Genomic DNA, 15841 nt, shown 5'->3' on the forward strand with positions numbered 1-15841 from the left:
AAAATTAGTCAAAAAATTTTTTAGAAATATAAAACAAATTTTTTTAATTTACTTTCTTTAATAAACCTTTAATATATAGAACCTAATAAAGGTGATAATATTCCTATTATAGCTCCTAATAATCCTCCTAAAGAAGTAATAGCCTTTAATTCCTTACTAGCTATTTGTAATATAATCTCCTCTGCCACTTCAACATCAAATTCATTTATTTTATCTTCAACTATTTTTGAAATATTTAAAACGTCTATTACTACACCAGCTTGATTCTCTACAAATCTTTTATAGTTATTTTGGGCTATATCATATACTACTGCTAAAATTCCTTCCTCGTTACCTTCAGTAAATCCTTTAATAGATGTATTCATAAAAGCATCTATCATATCATTAATTAAACTATTAACCATATTTTCAAGCTTTTCACTGTAAATAAATTTTTCGATATTTTTATTTATTAAATCATATAAGTTTGATTTAAACGTCATACTTCTGAATAAATCTCCCCTCATAATGCAGTCATCTATTTTGTCATTTAATTTATTGGTAATGTTTATATGTTTAATTTCCCTAGTTATCACATTACTCACTTCTTCTATTAAAGATTGTTTACTATTTTCAGGTAAATTATTTGTAATATCTTCTATGGTTACCAAGAATAACTTATCAATATTTGTATTAATTATCTCCATTAAATTATCTTTTGTTTCTTCTTCTTCTAAATAATTCTCTAAGAATACAACAATTTTATCCGTCATAGAATCTACATCAATAAACATAGACATAAGAGAATTTACATTATTACTTATAACATTTTTTAATATTTTCTTTAATTTATTATAATTTTTTTCCTCCTTTAATGATGACTTTATATAGTTAACTATATTATCTCTTTTACTATATATATATACCTTTATATTTCCAGTGAAACTTTTAGGTAGTAAATCTCCTAATGTTTTTTGTTTTATTTTACCTTCATTTACTTTATTTATTATTAAATTGTTTATAACTAAAATAAATTCATCAGAGTTTATATAACCTTCTAACATATTTGTTAATTGCTTTTTTAATTCTTTGTAAATATTATTATTAATAATCTTATCGGGATTATCACTTAATATTTTACTTAATTTTTCTTTTATAAATTCCTTTATTTTATTGTCATTATTCCTTAAATTTAAAATAACTAAATTATTCAGATTTTCTTTAAGTCCTAATATGAAGGAATTATATTTTTCACCTAAAATATTTCTAATTTTCTTTTCTAAAGTATCCTTTGAGGTAATTAAAATATGTACTCTTTGACGAATCCAAGTTTTTAACTTGTTATTTATACTTTCACTGCATAACGAATTAACAATGGTTTCTGTAGATAATAGGTGTTCCCCTATAACTTCTCCTACACTTTTGGCTATTCTTGACTTTTCCTTAGGAATAAGTCCTGGGGTGAACGGAATTTTTATTCCTAAAAATCTTTTTTCTTCATATGGTCTAAATAACATTTTTATAGCTATATAGTTAGTAAGGTATCCTATTATGCCCCCTATTAGCATTGCTATTAAGAATTTCATACAATATCTCCTTATCTTAAAATATTTAACTTATATTAGTATAAGTTAAATTATAAATTCTACTATTAATAATTTCAATATTTGTAAACTTTTTATACAATAAACAAGACTGATGACAGTTATGCCATCAGTCTAAAATCATTTAAATGATGAATTTATCCTTATCTTACTACATTTCCTTCATTAATATCACCATCTATAGTAGACACAAATAATTCACTATCATCTTCTGTAGAAGCTGCAAGTATCATTCCTTGAGATAATTCACCTCTTAATTTTACTGGCTTTAAGTTAGCAACTAATATAACTTTCTTTCCTATCAATTCCTCTGCCTTATAATATTTTGCTATTCCAGATACTACTTGCCTCTGCTCTCCACCTAAGTCTACTTTTAATTTTAGAAGTTTCTTAGCTCCCTTTACCATCTCACATTCTAAAACTTTTGCTACTCTTAAATCTATTTTTTCAAAATCATCTATAGTTATTTCTTCTTTTATTGGTTGCATTTTAGTTTTATTAACTGCCTTCATTTGCTTTTCTTTTAGTTTATTTAATTCTTCTATTTTTTTATCTACATCTATTCTTGGGAATATAGCTTCTCCCTTTTTAACGGTTATATTAGATTTAGTACCATTAAATTCACTTAAACTCTCCCATGTTATAAGATCTATATTTAATTGTTCATTTATTTTCTTACTAGTTTCAGGTAAGAACGCTGATACGCATACAGATATTATTCTTAAACTTTCTGATAAATTATATAATACCGTACCTAATCTTTCCTTTTTGCTTTCATCTTTAGCTAAAATCCATGGAGTAGTTTCATCTATATACTTATTAGCCCTTCCTATTAATCTCCATATTTCATCTAATGCTTCTGGAATTCTTAAATTATCTATATAATTTTCTACTTTCTTAGGTGTATCTAAAGCCAGATTTATTAAACTTTCATCAATTTCTTCTTTTACAATTGGTGCTGGCATTATTCCACCAAAGTATTTTTCTATCATAGCTACAGTTCTTGAAAGTAAATTTCCAAGATCGTTTGCTAAATTAGAATTTATAGTTTTTATAAATATCTCATTATTAAACATTCCATCTGAACCAAATGGTATTTCCCTAAGTAGATAATATCTTACAGGATCTGTTCCAAAATGATTTACCAGTACTACAGGATCTACTACATTACCTTTTGACTTTGACATTTTCCCCCCATCTACCAAAAGCCATCCATGTCCGAAAACTTGCTTTGGTAATGGCATATTAAGGGCCATAAGCATAATTGGCCAATATATAGTATGGAATCTTAAAATATCTTTTCCTACTAAATGTACATTTGCAGGCCAGTATTTTCTATATAAACTATCATCTTCACTTCCATAACCTAATGCTGTTATGTAATTAGTTAAAGCATCTATCCATACATATATAACATGCTTTTCATCAAAAGTTACTGGTATTCCCCAATCAAATGAGGTTCTAGATATACATAAATCTTGAAGTCCTGGTTTTAAAAAGTTATTTAACATCTCATTTTTTCTAGACTCTGGTTGTATAAAATCAGGATGTTCTTCTATATATTTTATAAGTCTTGGAGCATATTTTGACATTTTAAAGAAATATGCTTCTTCCTTTGTTTTCTCTACTGGTCTTCCACAATCCGGACAATTTCCATCTACTAATTGAGATTCTCTCCAGAAAGATTCACAAGGAGTACAATACCATCCTTCATATTCTCCCTTATATATATCACCTTGATCATATAACTTTTTAAATATTTTTTGCACTGTTTCTACATGATATTCATCTGTAGTTCTTATGAATTTATCATAACTTACATTCATCATTTTCCATAAATCTTTTATGCCTGCTACTATTTCATCTACATATGCCTTAGGTGTTATTCCCTTAGCCTCAGCTAACCTTTGTATTTTTTGACCATGTTCATCTGTTCCTGTTAAGAACATTACATCATAACCTGTAAGTCTTTTAAATCTAGCAATAGCATCTGCAGCTATTGTAGTATACGTATTTCCTATATGAAGTTTAGCTGACGGATAATAAATAGGTGTAGTTACATAATAATTTCCCTTTTTCATGTTTTAGCCTCCTTATTTTTTATAATAAAAAAACCTCTATACAAAGTAAATACTTTATATAGAGGCGTAACAATTCGCTATACCACTCTAATTCATCTTTATCTCGCAATAAAGACATCTGTAAGTGACTCCATCATAATAATATCATCACCTTACAATATAACGGTTGTAACCGTGCTACCCTACTATAATTTCAGATAACCTGCTCAAGAGCCATCTTCATAAATCTTTGTATAACTGGCTTTCACCTACCCCCAGTTCTCTTTATATAACCCAATTTACTACTCTTTCCATCATTGCATTTAACATAATCATATTCCATAAATTCAATTATGTCAATAATATATAATTATTAGTTTTTATTTTGACCTATATTAAAAATTTATATTCATAAAAGACTAATTTAATTTTTTATAAATTCCTCATACTTAGCTTTAATACTTTTTAAATCTTGCCAGAAAAACTTCTTTTTATTCTCATCTCTTAATATAGCTGCTGGATGAAATGTACCTATTATATAATAACCCTTTATTTCAAACCATTTTCCTCTGTCTCTAGTTATTCTATATTGTTTACCTAATATATATTTCATAGATGTAGCCCCTAAACAAACTATTATTTTCGGTTTTACCAAAGCTACTTGATTTCTCAAATATGGTATACATTCCATTGCTTCTTCTTCTGTTGGAGTTCTGTTGTTTTTAGGTCTACACTTACAAATGTTACATATGTAATAATCCCTTTCCCTAACTAAATTTAGTGAATTTAGACCTTTTGTCAATAGTTGTCCTGCTCTTCCTACAAAAGGATTTCCTGTTCTATCCTCATCTGCCCCAGGCGCTTCTCCTATGAACATAATATCTGCTTTTATATTTCCTTCTCCAAAAACTACATTAGTTCTATCATTTGCCAAAGTACACTTATTACATTTCATACATTCACTATATAGTTCACTCCATCTTAACAAAATATCATCACCCTTCACAGTGCAAATTACATAATCTAATTTTATCATAAAAACACTTATATTTTATAATATTGATTTACTTATAAATATAAAGTAAGATAAGATTTATATAGCTTTGAAAGGAGATATCAAATGACTCTAAATAAAAAAATAGTAAAGGAAGTATTAAATTTAGCCTTGCCTGCTGTAGGTGAAATGATTTTGTATATGATGATATGGGTATTAGATACCATGATGGTTGGACAATATGGTGGTAGTGTAGCTGTAAGCACTGTAGGACTAAGTTCAGAGATTGTATATACGTTTATAAATATTTTTATAGCTATAGGCTTATCTGTAGGCATAACGTCAACTGTAGCAAGAAAATATGGAAGTAATAATTTAAAAGAAGCAGAAGAATACGCATCTTTAGGATTATTTTTAGGAATTATAATATCATTTATTATATCTTGTATAATGTTTATTTTTCCAAAGCATATTCTTACTATGGCAAAAGCAGAGAAAAATGTTATTTTAAATGGTATCATTTATATGAAAATCGTATCTATAGGAATTTTTTTTAATATGATTACCAGTATACTTAACGGAATAATAAGAGGCTATGGTAATACCAAAACTCCACTTTGTGCATCTATACTAGTTAATATAATAAATTTAACTTTAGATTATGGTTTAATTTTTGGAAGATTAGGCTTACCTGAATTGGGAATAAAAGGTGCTGCTATAGCTACCTCTTTAGGTCATATAAGTGGTTTTATATTTATTTATCTATATACCATAAAAAGATCAATTATTAAACCACATATTAAATATATAAAAAAGATTGATAAAAACAAATTAAAATATATATTTAAGTTATCTATTCCTTCCTCATTACATCAGGGTTCACTAGATTTAAGCAGACTTATTAATACTTTTATGATAATGCACTTAGGGACAACCGCCTTTGCTGCCAATCAAATAACCACAACAGTTGAATCTATTTCCTTTATGCCAGGTTGGGGGTTCGCAGTAGCTGCTACCACATTAGCTGGAAATAAAATAGGTGAAAATAATATTAAATCTGCTAAAGAATACTCCTATACTTGCACAATTTTAGGGTCATTTATAATGGGGATTACAGCACTTTTATTTCTGCTATTTCCACAGTTTTTAATAAAACTTTTTATAAATAATAAAGAGATACAAGTTATAAAATTGGGATCCATATGCCTTATGATAGCAGCCTTAGAACAAATCCCTATGGGAATATCTATGATACTTGGTGGTGCATTGAAAGGTACTGGTAATACTAAAACACCTTTCTTAGTGTCTTTTATATCTAGTTGGATTATAAGACTTCCCTTAATGTTCTATTTTATATATATTTTAAAATGTAGGGTAACCTACGTATGGTGGATCACTACTATCCAATGGGTGTTTGAAGGCATAGCTTTATTAATACTCTTTAAAAGAAATTTTTTTAGACAACAAAACATAGATTTTTAAAAAAGGACTCCTAATAATTAGGAGCCCTTTTTATTAAATAAGCATAAGATTTGTTATAAACACTGTCATTATTATAGCAACCAGATCCGCTAAAACAGCTGCCCAAATAGTGTGTCTTACTTTTTTTATCCCTACTGATCCAAAGTACACCGTAATAGTATAGAATATAGTTTCTGTAGATCCCATTAATATAGATGCCATTTTTCCTATATAACTGTCAGGTCCAAACTGTTTTAATATGTCTGCAAAAACTCCTAAAGCCCCACTTCCTGATAAGGGTTTTATAAATATTAATGGTACTAACTCCCCTGGTATACCTATAGTATTTATTATAGGTGATACTAAATTAATTAAATAAGCTAAAGCTTTAGATTCCCTGAAAACATTTACTGCAACTATCATAGCTAATAAATATGGAAATATTCTAAAACATATTTTCATCCCTTGTTTTGCACCCTCTATAAAACACTCATATACCTTTACTCCCTTACACATACCATAGAAAATTATAAAAAATATTATAATGGGAATAATAGCCTTTATTATGTACTGCATAAACCCTCCTTAATTAAAAGTATTTTGCCAATATTTTTGAAAATAATACTCCAAAAAAAGCAGCCACAGCTGTAACTATAATAGCTGGTATTATTATTTCTCCAGGATTTTTAGACCCTAAAGCCGATCTTATAGACAAAACTGTAGTTGGTACTAATTGTATACATGCTGCATTTAATACTAAAAATAAGGCCATATCATTACTTGCAATATTCTTATTACAATTTAATCTTTTCAATTCTTCCATAGCTTTAATACCAAAAGGAGTAGCTGCATTAGATAACCCCATCATATTAGCTGTTAGATTCATAGTCATGGCCCCTAAAGCTTTATCATCCTTTCCTGCTTCCTTAAATATAAGTTTTAATATAGGTTTTAAACCTTTAGCTATCTTATCTGTTAAACCACTTTTTTCTGCTATCTCCATTACTCCACACCATAAACTCATAATACCCAACAAACCTATAACTAACTTAACTGTAGAGTTAGTAGAATTTATAATAATCTTAGATATATTTTCACCTTGACCAGTAATAATACCAAATATTATTCCTGCTAATAATATAAAGGCCCAAATAAAATTTATCATAGATTCTCTCCTTAAAGTAAAATACTATATAATTAATATATATGATGTAACAATATAAAATAACATTTATTTATATCAAATTAAAACCATTAAATTATAATTTTATAGAAGTTATTGCCCTGGAAATAAAAAAGCATTAAAAACTTATAATTTAAGTTTTTAATGCTTTTTTATTAAATACTATTTAACTTTATTATAATTAGGATTACTTATTCTATATTTAAAATCATCTATTCCCTTTGCGCCACTTATATATACTCTATTTAAACCATAAATTCCATCATCTTTACCACTCCAAGAACCATCAGTAGTAAACGCCATAGTATATCCTGCTTCTTTAGCTGCTTTAAGGGTATCTTTATTCCATTTTCCATAAGGATATGCTATATAATTCACTTTTTTACCTAAGATTTTCTCTAAATCCTCTTTAGATTTTTTCATAGTTTCAAGTTGTTTTTCATAAGATAATATATCCAATTGATCATGATTTACTGTATGACTAGCTATAGTTATTCCATTATCATTCATTTCTTTTATTTGTTTTGAGGTTATAGTTTTGGGATTTTTATCTATATTGCTAGTTACATCAAATATAGCAGCTTTAAATCCAAATTCCTTTATTATGGGATAGGCATTCTCATAGTTGTCAACATATCCATCATCTAAAGTTATAACTATGGATTTTTCAGGTACTGGCTTATTATGTACTAAGAAATTATATAACTCATCTAAAGATAATGTAGTATATCCATTATCCTTTAAATATTTCATTTGTTCCTTGAATTTTTCCTTGGGAAGTCTTAATTCATTTCCTTTTTCGTAATCTATTGAATGATACATAAGTACAGGTATTCTTTTATCATTATAAATTAGAGGTTCTTTTTTAAATTCTCTTATTTCATTCTCTTGTTTACCTTGCTTTTTCTCTTCTACTTTTGTCTTATTAGTATGTTTTTTAGTATTACTTGCTTCTTGTTTACTACAGCCAAAAACTGATAAACTTAAAATAAAGCAAAAAATAGCACTCAATATATTAAATTTTATTTTTTTGTTCATATACTCCTCCTAATATCACTAATAAAATTTATTGGATAAATTTATTATATCATAGCAAGTAATTTTATCCATCAACTAAATTTAAATTTGTGGATATTATATTGAATCTTTGTGTATATATTAATTAATAAGTATATCATATACAATATATATATGTATTATTTATTATTTATTAACATTATCCACATGTTAACTGTTGATAACTTGTGGTGTATATGTTAATTTTTCTACTATAATTATTATTTTGTAAATTTATGGATATTAGTTGTATCTGGTGCATATTTATATATATTGATGTAATTCTAGATTTTGTGTATTATTAACATTATCCACATAATGTGTATATCTTGTGGACAACTTTTCTATTTCTGCATATATTATACCATAAATGTTTCTAATTTTTAAAATTTTCTTAACATTCATTCAATTATATGTTATAATTATAATATAATATTATTTATGAAAGGTCGTGTATATATGCTTAAAAAAGTTATATATGTGGATTTTAGAAAAAAAACCTTAATAAATAATAATAGAAGACCTTTCTTATTATTCTTAACTAATTTTATTAGAAATAAACTTCTATTCTTCTATAAAAATCATATTAACAGATCAATAAAGCTAATCCACTACAAAAAAAATATATCTTAAAGTGCAGCAAAAGCTTGCACTTTTTTTTAAATCATATATATTATTTATTATAACTAAGTTATAGGAGGAATTATTAATGAGAGTTGGTTTAGGTTATGATGTACATAAATTAGTAGAGGGTAGAAATCTAATCATAGGAGGCGTTAAAATTCCTTACAATAAAGGATTATTGGGTCATTCTGATGCAGATGTTTTGATCCACTCTATTATGGATTCTTTATTAGGTGCTGCATCCTTGGGGGATATAGGAAAACATTTTCCTGATAAAGATATGAAATATAAAAATGCATCCAGTATAATTTTATTAGAACATGTTAAAAATTTAATTAAAGAAAAGGGTTATAAAATACAAAATATTGATTGTACTATAATTGCGCAAGAACCTAAAATATTTCCTTATATAGACAAAATGAAAAAAAATATATGTTCAACCTTAAATATAGAAATTGATGAACTAAACATAAAGGCTACTACAGAAGAAGGCTTAGGATTTACAGGAAAAAAAGAAGGCATAGCTTCTCAAAGTATATGTTTATTAGAATAATTTAAAACACATATGAATAAAATTAATTTTATTCATATGTGTTTTTTATAATTTATAAATTATTTAAATCTTCTCTGTATAAAGGCATAGACATACATCTTGGGCCGCCTCTACCTCTAGATAATTCCGATGAAGGTATTGTTAATACCTCTACATTGCTTTTATCCAATATTTCATTAGTTACATAGTTTCTTTCATAAGTTATAACTTTTCCTGGAGCTATGGCTAAAGTATTAGAACCGTCATTCCATTGTTCCCTTGCAGATATAACTACATCGCCTCCACCGCAACGTATAACTTTTATATCTCTCTTCAAATATTTAGATAAAATTTTCTCTAAGCTATCTACTTCTTCTTTTACTATTAGTTCCTTATTTTTTTCATCATAACTTATAGCATTTACTTTTAAAGTTCCCTCTATTCCTCCGTGAACAGTAAACTTATCATAGTCTAGCATAGTAAATACTGTATCTAAATGCATAAAAGCTCTAGTTTTAGGAATCTCAAATAATAAAACTACCTTAAAAGTCTTTTCTGTCTCAAAGATTTTCTTAGCTAATTTTAAAACAGCTTCACTATCAGTTCTTTGGCTATGACCAACAGCTATAACTTCTGGTGATAAAACTAGTTCATCGCCACCTTCTATGCAATCTGATTCTCCTCTATCATACCATAGAGGAATATCGGAATCTTTAAATTCTGGATTATATTTAAAAATATATTTTCCAAAAATTGTTTCTCTCTTTCTAGTTTCGGTTCTCATAGAATTTAAACTTACGCCTTTTCCTATGCAAGCAAAAGGATCTCTTGTAAAATATAAATTTGGCATAGGATACATTAAAAATGGGTAATCTTCATGCTCATTTATATTTAGTTTATTCTTTCTTAAACCTGCCATAACTTGATAAATTATTTCTTTATTACTCATGGAATATAAATATTCTTTTAATTTATCAGCAGCTACCTTATCTTTTATTCCACTTTCCTTTATAACTTCAGTTATAAATTTTTCTTTTACCTTAATATCTTCTATTGATTGAGCGGCCAAATCCTCTAGATATAATACTTCTACTCCATTATCTCTTAAAGTCTTTGCAAATATATCATGTTCCTCACGCGCAACTTTTAAAAAAGGAATATCGTCAAATAAAAGTTTTTCTAAATAATCCGGAGTTAGGTTTTCTATTTCTTCCCCAGGTCTATGAAGAAGAACTGTTTTCAAATTACCTATTTCTGAGTATACATGTATATTTCTTTTTTTATTACTCATTTTTTGCCCCCTCCCAAACAAAATACTATTCAATACTTATTGTGCAAAAAAATAAAAAATATATTCTAATATATTAATATTTAATCCTCTCATTCATGTTAATAATAATTTATATTACTGTCAACAGTGATGATTATTACTTTTAGTGCATAAATGCAAAATTATACATTTAAAATCTTATGTAAAAATTTGTATTAAACTAATATTTATACCATTAATTCTGGTTTAATTTTATAAATATAAAAATTCACTATTTTAATGCCAATTTGTGTATTTTTTTATTATTAATATTATGAATAATTATTTGATTTGTTTGAATAATAGTATAAAAAAATTTTTTTATGAATTAATATACTTATAAAAAATACCTAGTAATAATTAAATTTAAAAATGCATTTAATTATTACTAGGTATTTTATTGATCTAAAGTTATTTTGTATCTTCCTCTAATTCATTATTACTAGTATACTCGTTAACTATTTTTTTTACTAATTTCTTTATGGCACTTGCTTGACATATTAAAGTCATAACTATAAGAAAAACTGCTATTCTATTTTCTTCCTCAGTTTCTAAATTTAAATCATTTATTATTTTCTTAAGTTTTTTTTCATTAAAATGTTGTTTAGAAACAAATTCCTCAAAACTATTTTTTTGAATGTCTGAAAATATTTTATATGCCATTTCCCATGATATTATATCATCACTTCTATCATTAATCTGGTTAAATGCTAATACAAATACCTTTTTTATTTCCTCGGTAGTAAGCAATGGTCTCATATAACTTAATAATACTAATTGAGCCAAATGAAGCTTGGTATATCCCCTTTTCTTTCCATCTTGTGGCTTAGATATAACTTCATTTTTTATGTAATTTTGTATAATATTATTTGTATAATCCTCTTCTTCAAACTTATCATTTAAATAGTCTATTACTTGAGATAGAAATAAATCATATCTTGGTAAATCCTCATAGTCAACTATGGTATTATGGGATATTTCTTCTGCTAATTTATTTATATATTCTATGTCACTAAATTTTATATCATCCACTTACCATACCTCCAAAATAATATTAAAATTTAATTTATAACTATAATAAATATTTTTATCTTTTACTATAATTATATACTAAAAAAGTTGTTAAAAAGTTATATTATTTAAAGAAAGTAACATGTATTATTTTCCATTATATTTAAATTTCTATTAATTGAAAATTCATATGAAACTTTCTTCAAAATATTTTATATTAACAGTATAAATATATTATCCACAATTAGCTTGAGTTTATCCACATAAATTGTGGACAAACTCAATCATTGGAATTACTAAACTATTATACATTATATTAATGTTATCAACAATATACTTTTTAACTTATTAACAATATTTTTTTCATAAAAATACTTCATGAAAGATTTTAAAAATTTTTTTTTATTTTGTACATACTTATTCTAAAATGTATGAATATGTTTTATTTAGCTGTATTATTATAGTCTTTTAAAAACTTTTCTAGTCCAATATCTGTTAATGGGTGTTTAATCATCTGTTTTAATATTTTATATGGAACAGTTGCAATATCTGCCCCTACTTTTGCACAATCTAAAACATGATTACTATTTCTAATACTAGCAGCTATTATTTCTGTATCTATATCATATATATTAAATATTTCAGATATGTCTCTTATTATATCTACACCATAATCCCCTATATCATCTAATCTTCCTACAAAAGGACTTACATAACTAGCACCAGCTTTAGCCGCAATTAATGCTTGTTGAGCGGAAAAAATTAAAGTTACGTTAGTTTTTATATTCTTTTCATGTAAAACCTTAACAGCTTTTATGCCTTCCTCAATCATAGGTATCTTTATTACTATATTTTTATTTATACTACATAGTTCCTCGGCTTCTTTTATCATATCATCACAATTCACGCTTATAACCTCTGCACTTATCGGACCATCTAATAAACTACAAATCTCATTTATGACTTCTTTTAAATCCCTACCCTCCTTGGCTATTAATGAGGGATTAGTAGTTACGCCATCCAAGATTCCCCATTTAGAAATTTCTTTTATTTCTTGTATATTAGCCGTATCAATAAAAAACTTCATAAAAATTCCCCCTTAATTTTTTATAGTAAAATTATTATATCATATTAAATAAAAAATAGCTTTTACTTATTTAACAAAATATGTTTATACAAAAAATTTACATGTTATACTTGATTTGTTAAAAAATTTTATTTAATATATTATTATCATATTATTTTATTTATATTTTCGACATTTGTTTATGTTTATCCATTTTGTTACTATTTTATTTTGTTTTATTTTGTTATACTTTTATTATATAAATAAATTTTAAAATAAAAGTTAATTACTAAAATATCTAATTTTACAGTGATTTTCTGCTTAAAACCCTTAAAAATCTAGGTAGAACCTATATTGACTTTTAGCAATTATGGTAGTATATTAACTTTAGATGGAAATACATATTAATTTTGTAAACCAATTTTAAAAAACTATTGACTTTTAATGTCATATTTGCTATTATTTAATTGATGGCATGTCGAAAAATGATATTATTTAAGGAGGAAAATTAATGAAATCAACAGGAGTAGTTAGAAGAGTAGACGAACTAGGAAGAATTGTTATTCCAATAGAATTAAGAAGAACTTTAGATATAGCTGAAAAAGATGCTTTAGAAATATATGTAGATGGTGAACAAATCATACTTAAGAAATATGAACCAGCATGTATATTCTGCGGTGATGCTAGAGACGTTATAAATTACAAAGGAAAAAATATTTGTAAAAACTGTCTTAATGAAATAAAAGAAAATAAATAGTTTTACCTTAAAGTCTCTTTAGAGGCTTTATTTTTTTACATAAAAATAAAGCTACAAAATGTAGCTTTATTTAGTATATTTATTATATATTTATCTAACTCTTTTTGCACCACAATAACTTGAATTTCCTGATAAAGATGAAATCTTAACAACATCTCCAGTATGTGGAGCATGTATGTAACTTCCACCGCCTACATATATACCTACATGTCCACCGCCTCTAAAGAATACTAAATCTCCTGGTTGTAATTGATCTCTTGATATAGAAGTTCCTACACCCATTTGAGATTCAGAAGTTCTTGGTAAACTAACCCCGCAATGACTATACACATATTGAACAAAACCTGAACAATCAAATCCTGAAGGGCTTGTACCTCCCCATACATAAGGAGTACCTAAAAAATTCATAGCATATGATACTACATCCCCAGTATTAGCACTACTTGGTGGTACTACTGTAGTTCCTCCACCTCTTGAGTAATTTGTTGAAGCTCCTGAATTTGAACTAGTTGACTTAACATTTGATTGTTTTGCTTGTACACTTTTGATTTGCTCAGCTTGCTTCTTCTCCGCTTCCTTCTGCCTAGCTTCATACTCTTTTTTTTCTGCATTTAATTTATCTAATGCTACTTGTTGAATACTTTTTTCATTCTTAATTTGAGAAAGTTTCTTTTCATTTTCTACTTTTAATGAAGCTATTTCACTATTTTTTTTATCTAAAGAAACTTTTTTATTTTCAACCTGTTGTTTTTTATCATTTAATTCACTTATAACACCTTGATCAAAACCTATGATCTTTTTAACTGTATCTAATCTTTCTAGAAAATCCCCTACACCTTTAGATTCTAATAGTATATCTGCATAACTATCCACACCACTTATGTACATGGCTCTTACTCTTTTATTAAATACATCTTTTCTTGCATCTATGTCTTTTTGTGTTTTCTCTATATCTTTTTGAAGTTTTTCTACGTCTTTTTTATTTTTTTCTATATCCTTTTTATTATCTTCTATCTTATATATAATATTTTCTATCTTAGAGTCCATAACTTCTATTTTAGATTCAAGTTCTTTTGTTTTATCTTGTACTTCGGTTATATTAGTACCTTGTCCACTTTTTGAAGGGCTCGCTTTAACTGTTGTTACATTGACTGATACTACCAATGCCAATGCTACAATAACTGATACTGCCTTCCTATTCACTATATCTTCCTCCCTAAATATTTATTTATATTTACATTATTTAATTATATAGTAATTACCTTATAAACTCAACTTTAGTTAACAATTTTTTTATAATGTTAATATTTTTAGATTTTATTGGTATTTTTTAAATCTTTTATCTATATTTTAATAGAGTATTTATAAACTTCAGATTTAGGCAACTTCCTATCTTTTGCAACCATTTTTACAGCTTCTTTTTTTGAATATCCATCCTCTATATAACTTTTTATATGGTTTTCTATACTCATATCTGCCCATCTATCTATTTGTTCTTTTTCTATTTCCTCTAAAGTCTTACCTTGTAATACTAGTACATATTCTCCTTTTGGATCCTTTTTATCATAATGTTCTATTACTTCACTCAAAGTTCCCCTTAATATCTCTTCATGAATTTTTGTAAGTTCTCTACATACAGATATATCCCTGTTACCCAAGTTTTCTTTAAGAAATATTAATGTATCTCTTAACCTGTAGGGTGATTCATAAAATATTAAAGTTTCCCTTCTTGTCTTTATATCATCTATTAAACTTTTTCTCCCCTTATTATCCCTTGGTACAAACCCCTTAAAAATGAAAGCTGTAGTATCTAATCCTGAATATACTAATGCCGTAATCACTGCAGTAGCTCCTGGTAGTACTTCAAATTTTAAATTATTCTTTATACATTTACATATTAATATACTTCCTGGATCTGATATTCCTGGCATTCCCGCATCTGAAACTAAAGCTATAGTTTTTCCATTTTTCAAACCATTTATAATATCATAGCTCTTATCTTCTTCATTAAATTTATGATAACTTACTAATGGTTTTTTTATATCAAAATGATTTAGCAATTTTAATGTTTGTCTCGTATCTTCTGCAGCAATTATATCTGCATTTTTTAATACATCTAATGCCCTTAACGTTATATCTTGTAAGTTACCAATAGGCGTAGGTACTACATATAATTTCCCTTTTTCTATATTAGTCATATATCAT

General features: G+C 26.5%; 14 protein-coding genes and 1 other annotated feature. Of the genes, 3 read left to right on the forward strand and 11 right to left on the reverse strand.

The window, feature by feature from the left end:
- Positions 1-68: 68 nt before the first annotated feature.
- From BN1711_RS12005 to BN1711_RS12015, 3 genes are all read right to left on the reverse strand, one after another.
- Positions 69-1565 (reverse strand): DUF445 family protein, encoded by a 1497-nt coding sequence (locus BN1711_RS12005; RefSeq protein WP_050608380.1) that lies wholly within the window; start codon positions 1563-1565, stop codon positions 69-71.
- A gap of 161 nt (positions 1566-1726) precedes the next feature.
- Complete coding sequence (gene metG, locus BN1711_RS12010; RefSeq protein WP_050608381.1) at positions 1727-3664, reverse strand: methionine--tRNA ligase; 1938 nt, start codon at positions 3662-3664, stop codon at positions 1727-1729.
- A 57-nt stretch (positions 3665-3721) separates the two neighbouring features.
- Positions 3722-3970: a binding site (T-box leader), on the reverse strand.
- A gap of 97 nt (positions 3971-4067) precedes the next feature.
- Positions 4068-4631, reverse strand: a complete 564-nt coding sequence (locus BN1711_RS12015; protein ID WP_050608382.1) for a uracil-DNA glycosylase — start codon at positions 4629-4631, stop codon at positions 4068-4070.
- A 132-nt stretch (positions 4632-4763) separates the two neighbouring features.
- Here BN1711_RS12015 and BN1711_RS12020 point away from each other — a divergent pair, with 132 nt between their 5' ends.
- Complete coding sequence (locus BN1711_RS12020; protein ID WP_050608383.1) at positions 4764-6119, forward strand: MATE family efflux transporter; 1356 nt, start codon at positions 4764-4766, stop codon at positions 6117-6119.
- A gap of 33 nt (positions 6120-6152) precedes the next feature.
- Here the strand turns inward: BN1711_RS12020 and BN1711_RS12025 are convergent, their stop codons facing one another.
- The 3 genes from BN1711_RS12025 to BN1711_RS12035 all read right to left on the reverse strand — a co-directional run bounded on the left by BN1711_RS12025 (position 6153) and on the right by BN1711_RS12035 (position 8319).
- Positions 6153-6674 (reverse strand): spore maturation protein, encoded by a 522-nt coding sequence (locus tag BN1711_RS12025; RefSeq protein WP_050608384.1) that lies wholly within the window; start codon positions 6672-6674, stop codon positions 6153-6155.
- 13 nt (positions 6675-6687) lie between these two features.
- A complete protein-coding gene (locus BN1711_RS12030; protein WP_050608385.1) occupies positions 6688-7263 on the reverse strand; it encodes a nucleoside recognition domain-containing protein in 576 nt (191 codons plus the stop codon).
- Positions 7264-7443: 180 nt separating this feature from the next.
- Positions 7444-8319, reverse strand: coding sequence for a polysaccharide deacetylase family protein (locus tag BN1711_RS12035; RefSeq protein WP_050608386.1), 876 nt, complete (start codon positions 8317-8319; stop codon positions 7444-7446).
- A 727-nt stretch (positions 8320-9046) separates the two neighbouring features.
- Here BN1711_RS12035 and ispF point away from each other — a divergent pair.
- Positions 9047-9514, forward strand: coding sequence for a 2-C-methyl-D-erythritol 2,4-cyclodiphosphate synthase (ispF, locus tag BN1711_RS12040; protein ID WP_050608387.1), 468 nt, complete (start codon positions 9047-9049; stop codon positions 9512-9514).
- Between the two features lie 52 nt (positions 9515-9566).
- Here ispF and arcA read toward each other — a convergent pair whose 3' ends face one another.
- The 3 genes from arcA to fsa all read right to left on the reverse strand — a co-directional run bounded on the left by arcA (position 9567) and on the right by fsa (position 12900).
- Entirely contained in the window at positions 9567-10784 is a 1218-nt protein-coding gene (gene arcA, locus BN1711_RS12045) for an arginine deiminase (protein ID WP_050608388.1), read from the reverse strand.
- Positions 10785-11213: 429 nt separating this feature from the next.
- Positions 11214-11834 carry a DUF1836 domain-containing protein gene (locus BN1711_RS12050; protein ID WP_050608389.1) on the reverse strand — a complete coding sequence of 207 codons (621 nt, stop codon included), beginning with the start codon at positions 11832-11834 and terminating at the stop codon, positions 11214-11216.
- Between the two features lie 421 nt (positions 11835-12255).
- Positions 12256-12900 (reverse strand): fructose-6-phosphate aldolase, encoded by a 645-nt coding sequence (gene fsa / locus BN1711_RS12055; protein ID WP_050608390.1) that lies wholly within the window; start codon positions 12898-12900, stop codon positions 12256-12258.
- Between the two features lie 490 nt (positions 12901-13390).
- On the opposite strand from fsa, the gene BN1711_RS12060 reads away from it, so the two are divergent.
- Positions 13391-13636 carry an AbrB/MazE/SpoVT family DNA-binding domain-containing protein gene (locus BN1711_RS12060; protein ID WP_050608391.1) on the forward strand — a complete coding sequence of 82 codons (246 nt, stop codon included), beginning with the start codon at positions 13391-13393 and terminating at the stop codon, positions 13634-13636.
- Positions 13637-13726: 90 nt separating this feature from the next.
- On the opposite strand, the gene BN1711_RS12065 is transcribed toward BN1711_RS12060, so the two are convergent.
- Entirely contained in the window at positions 13727-14839 is a 1113-nt protein-coding gene (locus BN1711_RS12065) for a C40 family peptidase (protein ID WP_050608392.1), read from the reverse strand.
- Between the two features lie 140 nt (positions 14840-14979).
- Complete coding sequence (rsmI, locus tag BN1711_RS12070; RefSeq protein WP_050608393.1) at positions 14980-15834, reverse strand: 16S rRNA (cytidine(1402)-2'-O)-methyltransferase; 855 nt, start codon at positions 15832-15834, stop codon at positions 14980-14982.
- Positions 15835-15841 lie beyond the last annotated feature (7 nt).

The organism is Clostridium niameyense (genome assembly GCF_001243045.1).
GTDB lineage: Bacteria > Bacillota > Clostridia > Clostridiales > Clostridiaceae > Clostridium_F > Clostridium_F niameyense.

What these genes read in the sequence shown, in the direction of transcription:
- BN1711_RS12005 (WP_050608380.1), bottom strand. Translation starts at nt 1,565, where the DNA reads ATGAAATTCTTAATAGCAATGCTAATAGGGGGCATAATAGGATACCTT.
- metG (WP_050608381.1), bottom strand. Translation starts at nt 3,664, where the DNA reads ATGAAAAAGGGAAATTATTATGTAACTACACCTATTTATTATCCGTCA.
- BN1711_RS12020 (WP_050608383.1), top strand. Translation starts at nt 4,764, where the DNA reads ATGACTCTAAATAAAAAAATAGTAAAGGAAGTATTAAATTTAGCCTTG.
- BN1711_RS12025 (WP_050608384.1), bottom strand. Translation starts at nt 6,674, where the DNA reads ATGCAGTACATAATAAAGGCTATTATTCCCATTATAATATTTTTTATA.
- BN1711_RS12030 (WP_050608385.1), bottom strand. Translation starts at nt 7,263, where the DNA reads ATGATAAATTTTATTTGGGCCTTTATATTATTAGCAGGAATAATATTT.
- BN1711_RS12035 (WP_050608386.1), bottom strand. Translation starts at nt 8,319, where the DNA reads ATGAACAAAAAAATAAAATTTAATATATTGAGTGCTATTTTTTGCTTT.
- ispF (WP_050608387.1), top strand. Translation starts at nt 9,047, where the DNA reads ATGAGAGTTGGTTTAGGTTATGATGTACATAAATTAGTAGAGGGTAGA.
- arcA (WP_050608388.1), bottom strand. Translation starts at nt 10,784, where the DNA reads ATGAGTAATAAAAAAAGAAATATACATGTATACTCAGAAATAGGTAAT.
- fsa (WP_050608390.1), bottom strand. Translation starts at nt 12,900, where the DNA reads ATGAAGTTTTTTATTGATACGGCTAATATACAAGAAATAAAAGAAATT.
- BN1711_RS12060 (WP_050608391.1), top strand. Translation starts at nt 13,391, where the DNA reads ATGAAATCAACAGGAGTAGTTAGAAGAGTAGACGAACTAGGAAGAATT.
- rsmI (WP_050608393.1), bottom strand. Translation starts at nt 15,834, where the DNA reads ATGACTAATATAGAAAAAGGGAAATTATATGTAGTACCTACGCCTATT.